The organism is Arcicella gelida (genome assembly GCF_034931025.1).
Taxonomy (GTDB): domain Bacteria; phylum Bacteroidota; class Bacteroidia; order Cytophagales; family Spirosomataceae; genus Arcicella; species Arcicella gelida.
Window position 1 is genome coordinate 97,805 of the sequence record NZ_JAYGIL010000008.1, and the last position, 18,523, is coordinate 116,327.

The window sequence follows — 18,523 nt, forward strand, 5'->3', positions numbered from 1 at the left end:
ACTATTTGGTTTGATAACCACCATAATATTTCACTGGGCTCCAACTTGGAATAACGGGTAAAGCTTGCGGTGCTACACTTTGGAAAGTAGTTGTACCAAATACCACTTTACCGTCAACAATGGTCAATTCGGAAGTAATATCTTTGATTTTCTCTTCGGCTACTTCAAAATAATCATCACTTAAAATAATCAAATCAGCAAAATATCCAGCTTGAATTTTACCTTTATTTTGTTCTTTGATAAGGTTATAACCGCCCGCAGTAATCAATTTTAAAGCTGTATTTCTATCCAAAGTATTTTCTTTTGCCATTACTTGTGTGCCACCGACAGTTTTTCCTGAAGTAATCCAGTACAAGGAAACCCAAGGATTGTACGAAGCCACACGAGTACCGTCTGTTCCCAAACCTACTGGAATCCCTAATTCAAGCATTCTTTTTACGGGCGGACTCGCTAAAGCAGCATTTTTTCCATAACGATGAATAAAACTTTCGCCTTGAAAAGCCATTCTATGCTGAATAGCAATACCGCCACCTAAAGCTTTGATGCGTTGCATATTTTCTTCACTGATGGTTTCGGCATGGTCAAAAAACCAAACTAGTCCGTTCAATGGCGTTTCTTTGTTTACTTCTTCAATCACCGCCAAATCTCTTGAAATACTTTCGTTATAAGTGGCGTGCAAACGAAACGGCCAACGATTTTTTACCAATAATTGTAAAACAGGTTTCAAAGAACTTTCCATCGAATTAGGTAATTCTGGACGAGGGAAAAGGAAGTTTTCAAAATCTGCGGCATCAGCCACCAAGTTTTCGCCACCACCTTCTACATGATAATCTATTTCATTGATGCCATTTCCATGCTGATGCTCAAGGTCAACCAATCCAGTCCAGCGAGTATAATCTTTTAGCTCTGTACCTTTTTTCTGAGCAAAAAGATAATAGGGAAGTCTGACTGTAATTTTGCCTGCTTTGTTGAGCGAGTCAGTAATATTGTAGTCATCAGGAAAATTCTGAAAGCCCCCTCCTGCATCCATCACAGCCGTTACGCCCAAGTGATTAAGTTCCGTCATATATTGCAGTGTAGAATTGATTTTTTCTTCGTTATTTAATTCTGGAAGTTTTGCTAAAGTAGAATATAAAATAAAGGCATTTGGTTCGGCTACCAACAAGCCCGTCGGATTTCCGTTGCTATCTTTTTCGATTAATCCTGCAATAGGATTCGGTGTTTCACCAGTGATATTTAATTTTTTGATTCCCGCCTGATTAAGCCATGCTTTGCCATATAAGTACAAAATAAAAGTTGGCGTATTGCCAGTGGCATCGTTGATTTCTTGGATAGTTGGTAAGCGTTTTTCTTCAAATTGGTATTCGTTCCAACCTCCTACTACTCTTACCCATTGTCCTTCGGGTGTTCTTTGGGCTTGTTCTTTCAACATTTCCAAAGCACGTTTAAGGCTTTTTACACCGTCCCAACGCAATTCAGTATTGTAAAAACGTCCACCACGAATCACGTGCAAATGGCTATCGAACAAACCCGGCACAATGGTTTTTTGTTGAGCATCTACCAATTTTGTTTTTGCATTTTTCAGTTTTAAAATCTCTTTGTTTGTTCCCACTGCCAAGATTTTATTACCAAGTATCGCCACCGCTTCGGCTTTTTGATGCGTATCGTCGAGCGTATTAACTTTTCCGTTGAAAAGAATCATATCTGCTTTTTGTTGAGCGAAGGCGTTGCCAATCAAAGCAAAAAGTAAAAATGCGAGGGAGGATAAAGTTTTCATATTCGTAAGAAGAAGGGTATTGAGGAAAGAGTTTTGTAATAAGACTTTAGGTTACTGATTAACCTAAAGTCTTTAGCTAATTATCGCTTAGTGTTTCAACATTTCGTGAGCGTACTGAATCCCGATACCGTAAGAACCACCGTATTTTTTTACAAGGTTGGTTACTGGTACATAAGTTTCGCTACGAGCCCAATCACGTTGTAATTCTAATAAGTATTGGATGGCAGTAATTGGGTGTGCTCCCGCTTGAACCATACGAGTTACCGCTTGTTCGTGAGCTTCTTTTGAAACGTCACCACTTGCGTCCGTTATTACATATACGTCATAGCCTTCGCTGATGGCTGACAAAGCTGGGCCTACAATACAAACGCTAGTCCACAAACCTGCTAAAACGATTTTCTTCTTGCCTTTATCTACAATTGCTTTGTGTGCATTTACATCTTCCCAAGTATTCATCGTGGTACGGTCGATATAATTAGAAGTAGCTTGTGGATAAAACTCTGAAACTTCAGGAAAAACTGGACCACTAAATGATTTTTCAGCTACCGTAGTTACTACCGTTGGTACTTTAAAGATTTTTGAAGCACCTGCTACGATGGCTGTATTGTTGCGTAAATCAGTCATTTCAATACTTTTTGTCGCAAATCCCATTTGTGATTCATGGTCGATTAATACTAAAGCATGGTTTGTTGGATTAAGTAACATTGGTGAAGGTTTTTGAGCGAATCCAACAAATGATGCTACAGCGAATGCGAGAGTAAGAATAGTCTTTTTCATGATTTTTGTTTAGTTTAAAATTATTTGTATGTGTTTTGAAAATTGATTTTTTGAAAAATTTGGACGTAAACAGTAACCCTCTTATTTGAAGAAGTAATGATGTTATGTCCGATTTTTAAAGAATAAAAATGTTGTGATTATTAACTTGACGATTCAAAATTAATACTTCAATTTTTGCTTTCCATTGAACTAGAACAAGAATAGAAATTACTTCGTTTTGTTCGTTTATAATTTTGATTTATCTCGTTTGATGATTCAAAATTAGTACTTCAATTTTTACTTTTCATTGAACTAGAACAAGAATAGAAATTACTTATTTTAACTATAGCTTATCGATATAACAAGGGAAAAACGAACTACCATTTCGGTACTCAATATTAGGTTGATTCATCATATAAATAGTTTTCATCTTTATTTTATTTATATTTAACCAAAAGATGTGCCATTTTTTTAAAATGCTGTAATACAGTGTATTAGTATTTTTTGACAAAATATAAAAATACGAAATATCGTATTTTTATATTTACTAATACAACGATATACTGAAGTCATCTTAATTTTCTTAATTGCCAAGATAATAAAAGCGATAAAGTTAAAACCCATCCAACTTGAAAGCGTTGTGTTAAATCGCATCGGCGAACCACCCTGTGTCGGCATTCATAAATAGTCCATCAACTGAAATAGTAGCATCCTCCAACATCGTAGTGATGTTCTTCAAAAGTCTGCTCAATGTGAGGTTCTTCTTCCAAATCTGCGGAAAATCCAATTTTTAAACTAATAGGTTAGTTATTCTATTTACATTCAATTCTTTTTTTGTATCGTTTCACAGAGGAAATACTAATTCCTGTTAAGGTTACAATTTCTGAAACAGACATGTGTTTTTCTAAAGCCTTTTTAACCTTTTCATAGTTTTGTTGATTAATACCAATTGGTCTTCCAATATGTTTTCCTTTGGCTTTGGCTAATAATTGGCCAGCTCTTGTTTTTTCTAAAATGGTTTCACGGTCAAACTCTGCCAGAGATGCAAAAATTGACAGGATAAGTTTTCCTGCGGGTGTAGTTGTATCAATACCTACATCAAGAGCTTTAAAATGTACTTTCCTTTTAGAAAATTCATTGACTAAATTAATCAGATGGTCTCTATTTCTTCCCAACCTAAAAAAACGGGCAACAACAACCGTATCATCTTCTCTCAACATTGAGAGCATTTCATCTAAGGCAAGTCGCTGAGTGGTCATGCCCAAAATTTTATCATTGGCTAAATATAAAATCTGAGCTTTGTTCAAGGTCTTGGTCAATGGTCGAGACCCTTAAATAAGCAATATTTCTAGGCATAATCTTGTGATTCTATGATTACATTAATAAAAAGCTCATTGAAGACCACTGGGACGATATTCTCAGGGTTGTCGCATCACTCAAATTAGGAAGAACATCAGCTCAAGAGTTACTTAAACGGCTCAATTCTTATGCCCAACAAAATCCTCTTCACAAAGCCTTGAAAGAATTTGGCAAGATTACTCGAACTGCTTTTTTACTACGTTACTACGATGATTTGGAACTCAGACATCATATTGAGAAGATTTTAGCCCCCATTGAGTTGATGAATCGTTTTGGAAAAGCTATTTTCTTTGGAATTAATCGACATCATTAGAAACTCAACCGTTGTGGCATGGAGTCATGTTAATCTATTAGGCGTGTACGACTTTACTCGGGTGCAGTTTAGCAAACTCCTGAATTACAGGCAATTACAATTTTATTTGCAAAAATAAAAGGAATGGAAATATAAAAAATCTGCCTAAAAAATAACCATATAACTTTCTGTATTTCAGCAGGTTATATGGTTGTATCTTACATTATACCTCGATTTGTACTTGCAACCCATTATCTGAAGTTAACAACATAGCTAATTTCGTTTCTAAATTCATTAAAACTAGTTTGCTTTGATTCTACACTAGGTTTGTTAGAGGTATAAAATAATGATGTCCTAAATTGTTGTTTCTTGGTTATATTATAACTTACAATGGCTGTTGAATTTAATACTAAGCTTTTGCCTTGTTGAGTAATGCCTTGTGTTACGGAGTTATTGAGGTTTACCTGTAGTTTTTTTAGAAACGTTCCATAAAATCCAGCTGTAAACCCTTGATAAGTATTGTTTAATATAATACTAGTCAACTCTGTTCTATTTACATTCACAAATGCCCCTATACCTTTTTTTAAGAAGTTTATAGAATAATTAATGAAATACTGTTTTGTATCAATCGTACTATTTGATGATTTTCCACTGGTAATTACTTGATTATAATCGCTCAATTTGTTTTGCGATGCCGAAACACTAACAATTTGCATAGTATTGGTTTTCATAATTGTGTACCTTGGTGCAATTGTGGCATTTTGTGTAGCTTGTACAATGCGCAATGAATCTGGGTATAGACGCAAGGTATTGGGAGTCTGATTATTTGAGAAATTGCTATAGTTCATATCTACTGCTAAAGCCTTAGATATATCTAAGCTTAAACTACCTGAGCCAATAACACGCTTATTCGTCGAACGTTTTTGATCCAGTAAATTATCATGTTGAAAACCCACACTACCACTCAATCTTAGTCTATTTTTAAAAATACTTAGACTAGGGCCGAACGTCCATGCTTCAAGATCCGAGTTGAAGAAATAAGCACCCATTGTTTTATATTCAGGATCAATGCGTTTATAGTCAACTTTAAGGCCATAGTTTCTGGCTCTGTAAGTCAAAGACGCATCCAATGCAGTATAAAATTCGGTGGTTCCATTCACCTCCATGTATTTCTTTAACTCTTTAATTATTTTTTCTTTTTCAGAGATAGTAATAGGCGAGTTCATATCACGTGTATAAATACTCACTGCTCCTCTGGTTTCAAGAGTAAACCTTTTAAGAAAAGTAATCCGAGTATTGTAACCCAACACATTATTTGATGCTGGTGCAATATATTGATCTGCCTTTACGGAATTACGAGAAATGGTTGTACTATCATCTTTAGCTTGCAAATAACTGAACTCAAAAAAAGTACGATCTGTACCATAGCCTATTTTACCAGCATAGGCAGTCCTTGAGAAAGAGTATGGTACCAAGGCCTGCGTGGTAGTATCAATGGTAGTAGCTCTATTCAATTTACCATACATAAACCCTAAGCGCAGTTTGCCAGGATGTAGTTCTATTCCACCACCTAACATAGTATGCCCACCAAGCGTATAAGGAGAATAATCAATATTACGGTATCCCCCATGTAAGGTTATCCATTTATAGGTAGGGCTAATACCAAATTGATTAAAGGGTTGCCTAAACGAACGATCTGCCTCACTGTAAGTTCCAGAAAACGGGATACTTAACCCATAAATATTTAACGTAGCAGCTACATTAAATAGGTATGAAAATGGCTGCCGACGATTTGCAATTCCGTTTGCATTGTAGAATGTCCCACGGCTTTCAAAACTACCATTAAGAGTTACAGGCTTTTGACCTCGAATATTCGAAAAATCTTGAGCATGTGTAGGAGTAATTATTACCCCCCCAAATAACAATACTATGCAGCTAAAGATATTTTTTTGATATAATCTAATTAAGGTAAAGTTAATCTTCATACAAGGTTAATTATTGCAAAATTTAGGCGATTATTTATTATGTGTTAAGATTACTTAATTTTTGTTTATCGAAATGGTAAAAGTATCTGAACTACACTAATTGGGATGCAAATAGTATCTTTTTGTATGTGTGTGCAAAAGAGAGTTTACAGTATAAATGAAGTGTAAACTTTAAAGAAGAAAATAATAATTACAATAGTTTAAATAGTTGCAGAAAAACATCTTTATAATTCCGACCAAGCGGGATTTCTTCTTCCCCTAGTTGAATCATATTTTCATTAAACGCAGTTAGGTAATTTACGTTAATGGCGTATGAGCGATGTACACGTATAAATTTTTCGGTATTAAAAAGATCAATCACATTTTGTAACGAGTTTTTAATAACATGCTTTTTATCAATAGTTTGAATATAGGTATAATTACCATCAGCCTTTAGGTATTGAATATCGCTAAAAACCACTTTTGTATATTTATAGTTTTGTTTGATGAATATAGCGTTATTAAAGTGTAAGATACCTTCTTGTTCAATAGGTTCTTTTTTAGCAACAGCTTTCTCGTGTGTATCTAATATAGGTGGTTGCTTTTGCGAAAAGTGATACATAGCAAGCTCTATGGCTTTGCGTAGGTCATTAATACGAAAGGGTTTAATTAGATAAGCCGAAGGCATAGTAGCCTTAGCTCTTTCAAACGTGCTATTATCGGCATAGGCTGTCACATAAATAAAAGGAACTTTTTTATAGGTATTTAAGTGAATGGCTGTTTCTATACCATCCCAATCTCCTTTAATATGAATATCAAGCAATATTAAATCTATTTCCTCTCCTTTAAGTATTTCAAGCGCTTCTCTTCCATTATCTGCAATGGCTACTACTTTAAACCCTTCTTGCTCAAGGCTCTCTTGCAATTCAAGAGCTACTATGGCCTCATCTTCAACAATCAAAATACTTACTATTGACATAAATTATAGTGTATTAGTGTTTTTTTTATTTACAACCAATGGAATATCTAACTCAAAAGTGGTACCATCGTTATTTATAATATTGGATAATCCTGCAATTTGTTTGGTCAACATTTTTATCATCTTAATCCCAAAAGACCCTGTTGGGTTATCCCATAATGATTGAGGCATGCCTACACCGTTATCTTTAATTTTTAATCGAATACTCGACGATGTCTGAGCTATGGAGATAATTACTAATGGTCGCCCATCCCAATCTTTAAAGGCATACTTAAAAATATTGGTAATCCATTCATTCATTATTAATCCTAATGGCATAGCTACATCTACATCAATATCATCAACGCCTACTTCAACTATCATATCAATATTATCACGGTTTACACCAAAACTTTCTACTATGCTATTTAATAGTACAGATACAAACTCTTTCATATCAACCATATTAGCATTTTCTTTCTGATAAAGGCTACTATGAATAATTGACATGGCTTCTATACGCTGTTTGCTAACATCAAGGGCTTGCTTTGCTTCTTTATCAACCATTCTGTTTGATTGTAGGGTAAGCAGGCTCGATACAATTTGTAAGTTGTTCTTTACTCTATGATGAAGCTCTTGCATTAAAGTTTGTAGTTTTTCTGCTTGCTCATTAATTTTTTTGTTTTTATCGTTTAGCGTATTATTTCTTTTGTGAATAATCGTATAAAAATAAACAAGAGTAACACTAAGTACCATAAAAATAATAATGCCAGCAATCAGCCATATCATTTGTTTGCTTTTTAACTGATCAGCCTGTTGCATTAAAGCTAAGTCTTTATCTTTTTTGCTACTTTCGTATTTAATTTGTAGCTCTCCTATAAGCTTTTCATTGGTTTGTACATTCAATGAGTCATGAACTTCTAGGTACTTGTCCATAAAAGGTATTGCCTTTTTTAAATCACCTGATGACCTATAGCAATTAGCCATTGTTTCATAAAGTTCCATCGTTCTATATGGTTGCTTTATTTCTTTACTTATACTAATGGCTTTTTCTATATACTTTGTCCCAAGTTCACGATTGCCTTTACGGTAATTTGCTTCGCCTAACCAGCAGTAACCATAGGTCAATGATCTTTTTTTATTTAAGGCTGTAGCTAATGTAATACCTTTTTTAGCATACATAATTGCTTTATCATAATCCTTCATATCTTTATAATGTTGGGCAATGTTATGATAAAAGCTTACTCGTTCACGTTCATATTTAGGGCTCGACTCAGCCATTTTTAATGCTTCAAATTGTGTATAAATACTACTATCTGCGGCTATCGAAAGCCCAAAGTGTCTGACATATCCCCTTCTAAACATTGCAGAGAGACCCATAGCACTAATAATTCGCAAAGTATCTTTGTTTAATTTAGCAGACTGTAGTGCCTTTCCGGCAGCCTCAAACGCCATTGGATAATTGGTATTTTCTTTGTGTAAATTACCAATAAGCATATATATACCTGGTATGGGTTGTTTTACATTGTATTTTTGAGCGATGTTTAAAGCATCTATAGCATGACGCATAGCATCAACATGATTGGCTTTTAGATGTTCGTCGTTTGCTTTACAGAATGAAGCATACACTAAAGAAGCTTGGTCTTGATAGGTAGTATGTAATGCGTAGAACTCTTTTACGATAAATAATAGCGAATCGTTACTAAGTTTTTGAGACTTCTCTACCAACTTATCAAGTTCGTTTTTATAGCTTTTCTCATTGCCTTTGGTATTACTACCTTGGCCATACACTGTTCCATAAACGCATAACAGTAATATAAAAAAATATTGAATCGTCTTTTTAAACATATAAATTTGTTGATGGCAATCTAACAATACAATAATATCCTAGTTTTTATTGGATTACACAATTAAAATAGTTGTTGAAAAATAATCACTAATGTATGGACAATAATTGGGATAATGCGAGCCAAAGTATTTGAACAACTTATTTATGGATGTAAGCGTGAATTTTATGGATGCTAAAATCATAAAAAAGCACTGCCTAATTTAACAGTGCTTTTTACTAAATTAACAATGAAATCTATTCTCAAAAAACGAATAACATCTTATCTTGACACAGACCTAGAAAATCCCATTTCACCTTCTTTGCCATCATTTTCAGTAATGCTAATAGCGTAAATATAGGTTTGACCTTTCTCTATTTTTTCATCTGTAAAGACAAATGAATCAGATGGCATGGTGTGCACTTTTACAAAATCACCACTTGCAGCATTACGTCTGTAAATAGTATATCCCTTGCGGTTTGAATACACTATTTCTGGCAGACCAACCTCTACACCTGCGGTGACGTTACGTACATAAAACTCATTTACAGTTTCTATCTTAGGTTTTGCAAGACTATATTCTGTGACCGCACTATAGGCACTAATGTCACCCGAAAAAGCCACCGATGCTACCCTGTATTGATAGGTTGTGCCTCTTTGGATAAGACTATCCATTAAAAACGCATTACCAACTTCTTTAGGTTTCATGGTAACATATTCAGTATCACCTTTCTTTCTTTTTTGTAACAAGAATGTTTCAATCGCATTGTCTTGTGTTCTGGAGTCATCCCATTGTATTCTCAGTTTTCCATTCACATAATAAAAATCGATATTAGTAGGGGCAACAACATCGATTTTCTTAATAGGGATAATCGTCACGATGTTGCTATACATACTGGTATCATTTCTTAAGTTTTGGTTTTTCACGGCGTAATAATATTGACTTCTACCACTTAATGATTCAGAAGTATCTGTGTACTTTTTGTCTTTCATAGGTCCCGCCACCAAATACATTTTTTTAGGCGATGTACCTCTATATACAAAATATCCATAAAACCCAGGCTCATCAGTGGCTTGCCATGTCAACGCAACATTGCTTCCTTTATTAGCAACGGCTAAGTTATAGGGTGGCAAGGGTTTAGAGAACTTAGTGTATGCCCCTACTCCTTGTGCTGGTGCTACTTGCGTAATGCCGATACCATGTACAAACAATGCTCTTACCTGATAACGATAATGATCACCCACATTTATGGCATAGTCTGTATAGGTAGTATCTATTGCTGATAATATGCCTAGTTGTAGTAATTTATCCTCGCTGTCATATCGTGTGATTTCTATACCTGTTATATAAGGTTTATTAGGTAGTTTATCCCAAGCAATGCGAATACCATTCATTACTTCGGTTACTCTAATTCCATAAATTAATGGTATGCTTCTAGCACCAACGCCAAAAACGATGGCAGTATCTGAATGAGCTCCTTGATTATAGATTTCATCTTCAACCATCAAATAAGCAGTGAATTGCTCATCTTTACTGACGGTACCTAAATAACTATAGGTAAGGGTATCTTGGGTGCGATTGATGTTAGGAATTATTTTGATACCCGGCACAACAATCCCTTGTCTTGCAGGAACTACTCGTCCACTAAGGGCTGTAAGCGGAAATGGTACTGATAGTAAATCTCCGTTAGGGTCAAAAGAGGCACGCATAGTTGGTTTGGGAAACTTATTAATCATGGCTTCCGAAACCTTTAGTTTCCAAGTAATGCTAACAGAACTATCACTCGATTGAACCGCTGATATTTTAGGCTTTAAATAAGGCAAGGCATAATTACCCACTTTACTCTGTGCAACGGCTACACCCCAAGGAAATTCTTTTTTGTTTTTATCTACCCTGATTACCTGATAATACATTACTTCACCATCTCTTACGTCAGTATCTAAATACACTTGTCCTAACATCATACGGGTTTCTATAATAGAATACAGAAAACCATAATCGTTTGCACTTATGTGTTTATCTACAAAGTCAAGGAGTTCCTTGTTTGTTTTTGTACCTAGATACTTTTTTACATCAGCAAGGTCGCTTTCGTTAAATAATTGTTTTAGGTCTTTATCAGTACTTGCTTTTTCAGCCTTGCCAATGGTTTTAAAGTTTTTCAAGGCAGCTTTTGCTTTGGTAGAATCTGTCACCAATACAAAGGGCATTCTTTTAATGATAAAGTAGTCAGTCGCTTTCATCAGCGTAGTGTCTTTTCCAACTACTTCATCACGCCCAGCCAAATAAATGTAATTTCCTGCTTTAGACGAAGCCACTTTTAGTACACGTGGTGATACTTGTTGGGCTTGCAAATTGGCAGTAGCCCAGCACGAGATTAAAAGGATAAACGTTACTATATTTTTCATAAGTTTTTTTCTATTCAAGAATTAGTATAAGCGAACATTAACGCTAGAGCCAGCACTAGAAATATTGAAGTCTGCTCCGATATTGGTACATATTTTAAACCCTACACCACAAGGAATCCAGCTACTTCCGCATGAACAATTAAAACTGCCATTTGGATAGGGAATGCCAAAAAAATAACTAAAACATGGACAGACTGCTGGTGGCGAGCAAAATGTAACGTTGATACTATTACAAGAGGCTCTCTCATCTGTATAAAATTGTGCCGCCATATTAGCACTACCTCTTACAAACCAAGATCCGTCGTAACTTCCTTCTAGATTCATACTAACTCCAGCCATTGCACCCAGAGTAATTCCCATCAACGTAACCCTCATATCGGATGAAGAACTAAATGCTGACTTGGCGTAAAACTTGTTTTCAGCGTATTTATAGTACATCTCTACATTACCCGAAGAAACATATTTATAATAGAAACCAAATGCTCTAAAACCTGCTATTTCGGCATCGAATCGGGCATTGAAGTTTGGTACTATTAATGACCCCTTCAAATAGATGGCATTCATAGTGCCATTGTTATCAAGTCCGTTTTTACCGACTAAAGTCAACATGGCTTTGGCCTCTTCAGGAGCACCCGGAGTACTGTTACTAAAGTTATAACCCAGTGCCATAAATGCGTTTCCCTTCAAGATAGCCCCTGCGTAAGCTTGAGCATTGAAGCCCAGAAACAATGCTCCGTCTGGCGATGAACCTTGTGGTGCCAAGGCATAAAGTACCCCTTCTACTTTAGATTCAACCCCCTCTACCAATTTTATATTGTTTGGCCCAGATTTAACAGTGACCAGTAGCGAATTTCTACAGAAGTCTGCGTTAAAATTCATCGTACCCCACAATTTATCTTTCATCATCAGTCCGCCACTACCGTATATCACTGGGTTGTCGTTGCACTTAGAATTATCAAACAGAATCCCCACTGTGGCATCTTTTACCATGGCCACTGTTTTGGGTACACCCATCGGGCCAAAGCTTCCTTTTAGAAATACGTCGTATTTCCCTATTCTACTATCGATGTCGAATCCCCCGCCTATATTATGCCACATAATGGGTCCCGTAGCCACACCAGCATTGGTTGTAATACTGGCTGCAATCTGGAAGCCCCCTTTGGTATAGTTATAGTATTTAAAGGCCGCTCCAAACTCTTTCGTTGCCATTTTCAGGTTGGCGGCTGCTTCAAAGCCTTGTTTTTCATCATCAATCTGCAACTTCACCTTTCCCATCAGTTTGAATGTTGGCGTTTTCATTTCCAAATCAAAATCATTCAACATTATTTCAGGCCCACTGCCCACATTCCCTACCACAAACGAGGCAGAAGCAGTAGTAGTAAGTCCCTCAAGTGGAAGGGTAACCCCTCCCGAAAGTCCGATAGCCCATGTAGCCTGTCCAGGGGTAAGCTGCACATTGTTAGCGGTTTGTGTTTTAACAGGTTTGGCAGCATCTGTAAGTGCCTGAGCCATGGCTCGCATCGAGATACCGTTACCTACATTCACAAGGAAGGTCTTGATATTTATCCTAGCTACCTTTAAGTCTATGACGGCATTGGGCGAAGCCACCATGTATAAGTCCCAATCTTTACTACGTAATTGGAACTGGTTAACCACGATAGGGAATACACCCGTCATTGACGACTTGATGCCTTCCGAGCCCCCAGCAGCACTATAATTTAACGTACCAGAGGTTTTAAATTCAAAGCTTCCTGCATCAAAGTTGTAACTTATACCAATAGTACCATTCGTACCAGTTGTTTTGAAGTTTAAGCCATTCATGGTCAATCCAGAGGAAGGCAGTTGTACTACCCCAGCTAGGGTAGTACCTGCTCCATCTTTGGTTGTTAGTGAAAGTGATTTAATAGTAAGTGTTCCGTTTTCTTCATTGGCACCATCAAAAACGGTAATCTTTCCCGACATGGTTAAATTGGGGTTCGTTGTACCTAAGCCTGACAAATCCATCTTGCTAACCACCAACCTAAAGTTTTGCATAGTAGCCGTAAAGGGCTTGCCACTTACCCCCATAACGGTTTGAATAATATTAGTAGGTTTCATACTAAACCATTCGTAACTAGGGGTCGTGTTGGCAGGTAGTACCAATCCTGCTATATTTGGTAATTGGTAATACATACTTAAACTATATCCTGTATTACTAAAGCTTGGCGTACTTTTGTTTACTAATAAGCTACCAATAGTGCCTGCTTTAATTTCTAGGTTACCTGTTGCCGCTGGTAGGAAAGAAACCGTTGAAGAAAAGCTTTGACCCGATTCTAGGAATCTCATTCTTAGCTTTCTGCTATTGCTTAGTTCGGGTATATCAGTTGAACTAAATACATAATTGAATGTACTAGACAACAATAAACTATCCTTCACCAAGGCATCGGGCAATTTGATAGGTAGGTTATCAGTAGCACTCGATGCACTAAGGCGAAGCACCAGTTGGTCGCCACCAATGATGTATTTTCCTGTTATAGTTTTTAGCTTAATGGATGGATTACCTTGTACTTCCACATTGGCCAAGTTGAATGCCTTCACGTTCATCACGGCTTCCTTAAAGCTAACATCGCCCTGAGGGATACCATTAATGTCTGAAGGCTTGGCCTTGATAGGCACATCGCTAAAGGTTAGGGTAGCATTACTTGGTTCTACACTGTATAGACTATTAGATGCCACCTTTAGCGAGCCAGTGATGGTAAAATTCCCATCACTCACTTTGGTTATTTTAGTGATAGATACCGGGAAACCTGCTAACGTTTGTAACCTTGGTGCGGTAGCATCTATAAACTGTACGGGGAAATCTACCGTTTTGGCGGTTTCTCCAGCTGCTATTTTAACATCAATAGGTGCAATATACGATGGGTGCACTACACTCACTGTATATTCTTTGCCTGTAGGTAGTGTCAGCACGTACTTTCCGTTAGCATCGGTGGTGGCTTCATAAGGAAGACCGTTAACATATACCTTTGCTCCAGCCAATCCTTTTCCCAAATCTTTATCAGTTATTACACCCGTAATCACCATGGCTGGCGTTAATATCACTTTCATTTCTAAATAATTAACACCATCAAGTATTTTGAATATTCCAGAAGTTTTCATGAATGTAGCCCCACCTGGCACTGGCTCTATCACAAAACTATGCTCTCCTGGTGTGCCTTCGTAATACCATTTGCTATTATCTGATGCAAAAGAAACATCCTTGCCATCTACCGTTACTTTTCCGCCAACTATCTTTTTGTTGCTTAAACTAAACTCTAATATATAACCACCCCTAGGTATTGGAGTAAGCATAATCTCTTGAGCTTCGTAAGCAATTCTAAATTCTTCTCCTTGCGGGAAATAAGTTTTATAGTTATCACTCATTGTACCAGTACCAATCCCCAACATATCTGCTGTAGTCCTACCACTTCTATATACACCTAAGGGATATAACCCTGTCATATAGGATGCCCAACTATTGGCATCGCCAATGCCACTTGCAGGAATATACGAGGAAGACTGATAAAACTTTGTAGTGGCATCAACATAGCCATCTGCATAGCATTCAATTACATTGTTTGGCGATACAGTCGGGAAGGGAACCTTTATGGTATAAAAGCCCTCTGCTGTTGTAGTAGTACTTAAATTTGTACCCTTTAAAACTACCCTAACACCGCCTTTACCATCGTATGAGCCTTTGCCAAACTTTACTCTGCCAACAATAACTCCTTTTGGCATTTTTATGTCAATATTTTTGGTCTGTAGTAGTTCCTCATACTTTGTCGTTACGAATATGTCCGACGGCACTTCCATAAAACGAGTATCGAAAACCGTTAATTTAATCTCAGTATTTGCAAAAACAAATGGCAGATTAGCGAACCGATAATAACCTGATTCATCGGTGATGGACTCGAAGGTAGTTTGCGTTGAGCCGTCTCTGATAGATTTAGCGAGTGTAATCGTAGCAGTAATTTTTGTGCCACCTTTAGGAACTCCCAAAAACGTTAAAATGCCACCAATCTGGTTTCTACTTGGATTATAAACAAAGTTTTTCGTTATAAGCGTTACATTTTTAGTGGTATCCGAAGTACTTAGTTGTGGCAATGTCCCTAAAGGATAATACATTGGCGTTACTCCAGAACTGGTTATCTGCACTAGGTAGTCGTCGACCACAGTACTTCTGAACAAACGTTTAAACGTATTTGCGTTATTACGTTTACTCAGTACTACATAAGTAACGCTGTTATAACTTACGGTCTCAGGGCTGTTTCCAAATACTTGCTTCATTACTGGCGAGGCATTGTATTTCGTTTGATTTAACAGGAAATTGACCGATAGTCCAGAGAAGGTAGCACTTTTACTTACTACAAAAGGCTTTACCTGCATAGAGATAATCTGTAACACAGCCGTTCCGATGTTAGTATCATAACTAGTAGTATTTCTTATCAATTTTACCGTTTGAAAAGCAGGATAAAGTTGGTTGTCAGTATGTTTTGCTATGATATAAAACTCCTGACAGTTATCAGCCAAAGCGGTGTTGATGCTAATACTATAGTTGCCATCTGAACCCGACTGAGCTGTACCAAGAACAGTTATTTCTCCTGAAAACATTTTTCCGTACAACGTAACCTGTGCATTATTTAAGTTGTACTTAGTTGTGCCTGGTGTTGGGTTACTAAGGGGCTGACTGCTAACAGCCTCTGCGATAGGGGCTGTGCCTAATAGGGTCGCTGTGCCTGTTTCATCGCTTTGTTCAGCAGACGAATACGCAAAAGAAACCTGCCCTTTTATGATACTGTTTACGGCTACAACAGGTGTTGCCGTCGTTTCGACTAGTAATCCACCACTTCCACCAGCTGGGGCTGGGGCTCCCCCCGGTGCTCCACCACCTCCAACACTATTTGAAAAAGCTGGTACTGTACCATATTTAAAACTAGTAACAATACTTTGTCCGTTGTTTCTGAAATTGGTAAAACCATTAGGGTCATAGGCGGTTACCATCATAGCATATCGTCTACCGAGTGTCAATTGCGGGTCAGCTGGGCTATATACATACATATTCCCCATTACTTCTTTTTCAAAGAAATAAGGCTGAGTAGCACTCATAATGGCATCGTTCGGGTTACGATTTCCCGTAATTTCAACAATACGGATTCTGTACCAAGTAGCAGGGGGAGCTCCCGGAGGAGTACTCCAGCTAAGGTTTAATAATTGTACAGATGTGCTTGTAATCTCCATGCCGTCGCTTGGAGATACAACCACTGGCGGTTCTATATTGGTAATACTGAAGTTGTTGCTACAACCTGCGGGTTCTTGTGCACTTAAAGGAACGTTGGTATCATAGTTAAAAGCACGGATACACAAACGATAGTTAGCTTCAGGCAAACCGTTTCCACGGATGGCTTCAGCCTGAGTAATCCCCACATAGTCAATATTATCGAGGTTAAAAAAGGCGGTAAAATCTCCACCGTTCAAGACTTTCATCTCACCCGGAGACATCACCAGTGGTGAGCTGCTTTTAAAATTTGAGCGAACTCTCATTTCAATACCATTATCTCCTGTAATGGTACCTCTTAGCTGAACACGTTGTTCACTGGTAGTGGTGTTTAAGATTGTGATTAAAATCTGCTCGGGATGGGAGGTATAATCAGTGATTCTATACCGATAAGGTGGAATAATTTGTACTGTAACACTTACCTGGGCAAACGCACTACTAGTAAGCAGGCATGTCAGGAATAAGACGAGAAACTTTCTGAAAAACACGTACATAGAACTTGATTCGGGTAAGGTTAGCTTCATGTTAAAGTTGGTTTACTACTTAGTATCATATCGATATAAATATCATCGTATAGGATGATGACAAAAGTAATTATTATTTACTGGCTACATTCTGTAGAATCTTGGTAAAGTATGCGAACGCACTTTATTAGGGTGTGAATTAAGAGATTATGTATGTGAAGTTTGATGCTGTGCAGGTGTACAAGAATAAATCAACCAATAGTAAAGTCTTCAATGGGTTGTTCTATCGTAAGATAGGAAAATGACAGGCTGATAAACAAAGTGTATTGAATAGCAATTAATAACGAGCAATACTCAGCAAGGACTCCTTGACCTATTTTATGGTGATGAAAGTCATGTTTGTAGCAAAGGTTACGTTCCTTATGGCTGGCATTCCATGCTGGGCAATTCCCTGATGAAGAAATTTATATTCCCGTAGAAAAGGGCTATAAAATCAATATTGGGGGACTCATTAACCGAAACAATATGAATCATTGGGTCATCACTGAAAAAAACATTGATGCCAATTTCATATTCGAGCAATTAGAAAAATTGTCATTTCAAATACAAAAACAAACGGTGATTATTCTTGACAATGCAAGCATTCACAAGGCTAAAATCATAAAACAGCAATTAAATTTCTGGGAGAAAAGAGGATTATATCTATTTTTCCTTCCTCCATATTCACCACACTTAAACATTGCTGAAACACTGTGGCGTAAAATTAAAAAAGAACAAATTGACCCAATAGATTACCTCAATCAAGAAACTCTTTCCTATGCGGTCAATCGTTGCTTAGCTCAATTAGGAAAATCTTGGAAAATTAATTTCACCGAATTTAACATAAACTTATTTATATCGGGTACTTATAATTGTATAAGTTCAACTTATTTGAATAAAAAATAATACTTTGGTTAGTGTATAAATTTTATGCAATTCAAGCTTGTTCACTAGTTTTTTATTGAAATTATAAAATTCTATAAGTCCAATCAAACGGACGTTTATTTAGACTTTTCTGAGTTTGCTAAAACTCCAATGAATATTAGCTAAGTTAATTCCATTTTATGGAAAATACTTGTATAGTATTCAAAGTATAAATTTACTTAGTTGCAAATGAATAACTATGTACAAATATATCGACTTCAACTATTTTGTAAACAATTTACACCTTTTCCGACTTATTCGTTTGCCAGTGCTTTTACTAAACTTGCCAAAGCTCTTTTTGATACTGCGTAACTCGGCACGTTGATACTTCCGCTGAAACACTTCTCAGTCTCCTACCACTCTTTAATAATGCTATTTTGTTAGACGTTTTTAAATATCTATTATAAGCACATCCCTCATTTTGTATATTTTTTCAAGACTATATTTTATCATTTAAGGACAAAT

General features: G+C 36.7%; 10 protein-coding genes. 2 read left to right on the forward strand and 8 right to left on the reverse strand.

The features are described from left to right. Nucleotide 1 precedes the first annotated feature (1 nt). From VB776_RS08390 to VB776_RS08400, 3 genes are all read right to left on the reverse strand, one after another. Nucleotides 2-1,777 (reverse strand): amidohydrolase, encoded by a 1,776-nt coding sequence (locus tag VB776_RS08390; protein WP_323327962.1) that lies wholly within the window; start codon nt 1,775-1,777, stop codon nt 2-4. 87 nt (nt 1,778-1,864) lie between these two features. Continuing rightward, the gene (locus VB776_RS08395; RefSeq protein WP_323327964.1) at nt 1,865-2,554 is read right to left on the reverse strand and encodes a hydrolase; all 690 of its coding nucleotides are present in this window, start codon (nt 2,552-2,554) and stop codon (nt 1,865-1,867) included. Between the two features lie 791 nt (nt 2,555-3,345). Next, nucleotides 3,346-3,852: a recombinase family protein gene (locus VB776_RS08400; RefSeq protein ID WP_323327966.1), complete on the reverse strand. Its 507-nt coding sequence runs from the start codon at nt 3,850-3,852 to the stop codon at nt 3,346-3,348. Between the two features lie 59 nt (nt 3,853-3,911). Here VB776_RS08400 and VB776_RS24545 point away from each other — a divergent pair, with 59 nt between their 5' ends. Then, on the forward strand, nt 3,912-4,205 hold the full coding sequence (locus VB776_RS24545) for a Tn3 family transposase (RefSeq protein WP_407653804.1): 294 nt from the start codon (nt 3,912-3,914) through the stop codon (nt 4,203-4,205). 230 nt (nt 4,206-4,435) lie between these two features. Here the strand turns inward: VB776_RS24545 and VB776_RS08405 are convergent, their stop codons facing one another. The 5 genes from VB776_RS08405 to VB776_RS08425 form a co-directional block, all read right to left on the reverse strand. Next, the gene (locus VB776_RS08405; RefSeq protein ID WP_323327968.1) at nt 4,436-6,169 is read right to left on the reverse strand and encodes a hypothetical protein; all 1,734 of its coding nucleotides are present in this window, start codon (nt 6,167-6,169) and stop codon (nt 4,436-4,438) included. Between the two features lie 190 nt (nt 6,170-6,359). After that, nucleotides 6,360-7,127, reverse strand: coding sequence for a response regulator (locus VB776_RS08410; RefSeq protein ID WP_323327970.1), 768 nt, complete (start codon nt 7,125-7,127; stop codon nt 6,360-6,362). A gap of 3 nt (nt 7,128-7,130) precedes the next feature. Continuing rightward, on the reverse strand, nt 7,131-8,954 hold the full coding sequence (locus tag VB776_RS08415) for a tetratricopeptide repeat-containing sensor histidine kinase (RefSeq protein WP_323327972.1): 1,824 nt from the start codon (nt 8,952-8,954) through the stop codon (nt 7,131-7,133). A 260-nt stretch (nt 8,955-9,214) separates the two neighbouring features. Next, nucleotides 9,215-11,338: a fibronectin type III domain-containing protein gene (locus VB776_RS08420; RefSeq protein WP_323327974.1), complete on the reverse strand. Its 2,124-nt coding sequence runs from the start codon at nt 11,336-11,338 to the stop codon at nt 9,215-9,217. 21 nt (nt 11,339-11,359) lie between these two features. After that, a complete protein-coding gene (locus VB776_RS08425) occupies nt 11,360-17,155 on the reverse strand; it encodes a carboxypeptidase regulatory-like domain-containing protein (protein ID WP_323327977.1) in 5,796 nt (1,931 codons plus the stop codon). A gap of 408 nt (nt 17,156-17,563) precedes the next feature. On the opposite strand from VB776_RS08425, the gene VB776_RS08430 reads away from it, so the two are divergent. Then, nucleotides 17,564-18,040 (forward strand): transposase, encoded by a 477-nt coding sequence (locus VB776_RS08430; RefSeq protein ID WP_323328129.1) that lies wholly within the window; start codon nt 17,564-17,566, stop codon nt 18,038-18,040. The last annotated feature ends 483 nt before the right edge of the window (nt 18,041-18,523 follow it).

Excerpts from the sequence above, each read along its gene's own strand:
- VB776_RS08405 (WP_323327968.1), bottom strand. The coding sequence starts at position 6,169 with ATGAAGATTAACTTTACCTTAATTAGATTATATCAAAAAAATATCTTT.
- VB776_RS08410 (WP_323327970.1), bottom strand. The coding sequence starts at position 7,127 with ATGTCAATAGTAAGTATTTTGATTGTTGAAGATGAGGCCATAGTAGCT.
- VB776_RS08425 (WP_323327977.1), bottom strand. The coding sequence starts at position 17,155 with ATGAAGCTAACCTTACCCGAATCAAGTTCTATGTACGTGTTTTTCAGA.
- VB776_RS08395 (WP_323327964.1), bottom strand. The coding sequence starts at position 2,554 with ATGAAAAAGACTATTCTTACTCTCGCATTCGCTGTAGCATCATTTGTT.
- VB776_RS08415 (WP_323327972.1), bottom strand. The coding sequence starts at position 8,954 with ATGTTTAAAAAGACGATTCAATATTTTTTTATATTACTGTTATGCGTT.
- VB776_RS08390 (WP_323327962.1), bottom strand. The coding sequence starts at position 1,777 with ATGAAAACTTTATCCTCCCTCGCATTTTTACTTTTTGCTTTGATTGGC.
- VB776_RS08420 (WP_323327974.1), bottom strand. The coding sequence starts at position 11,338 with ATGAAAAATATAGTAACGTTTATCCTTTTAATCTCGTGCTGGGCTACT.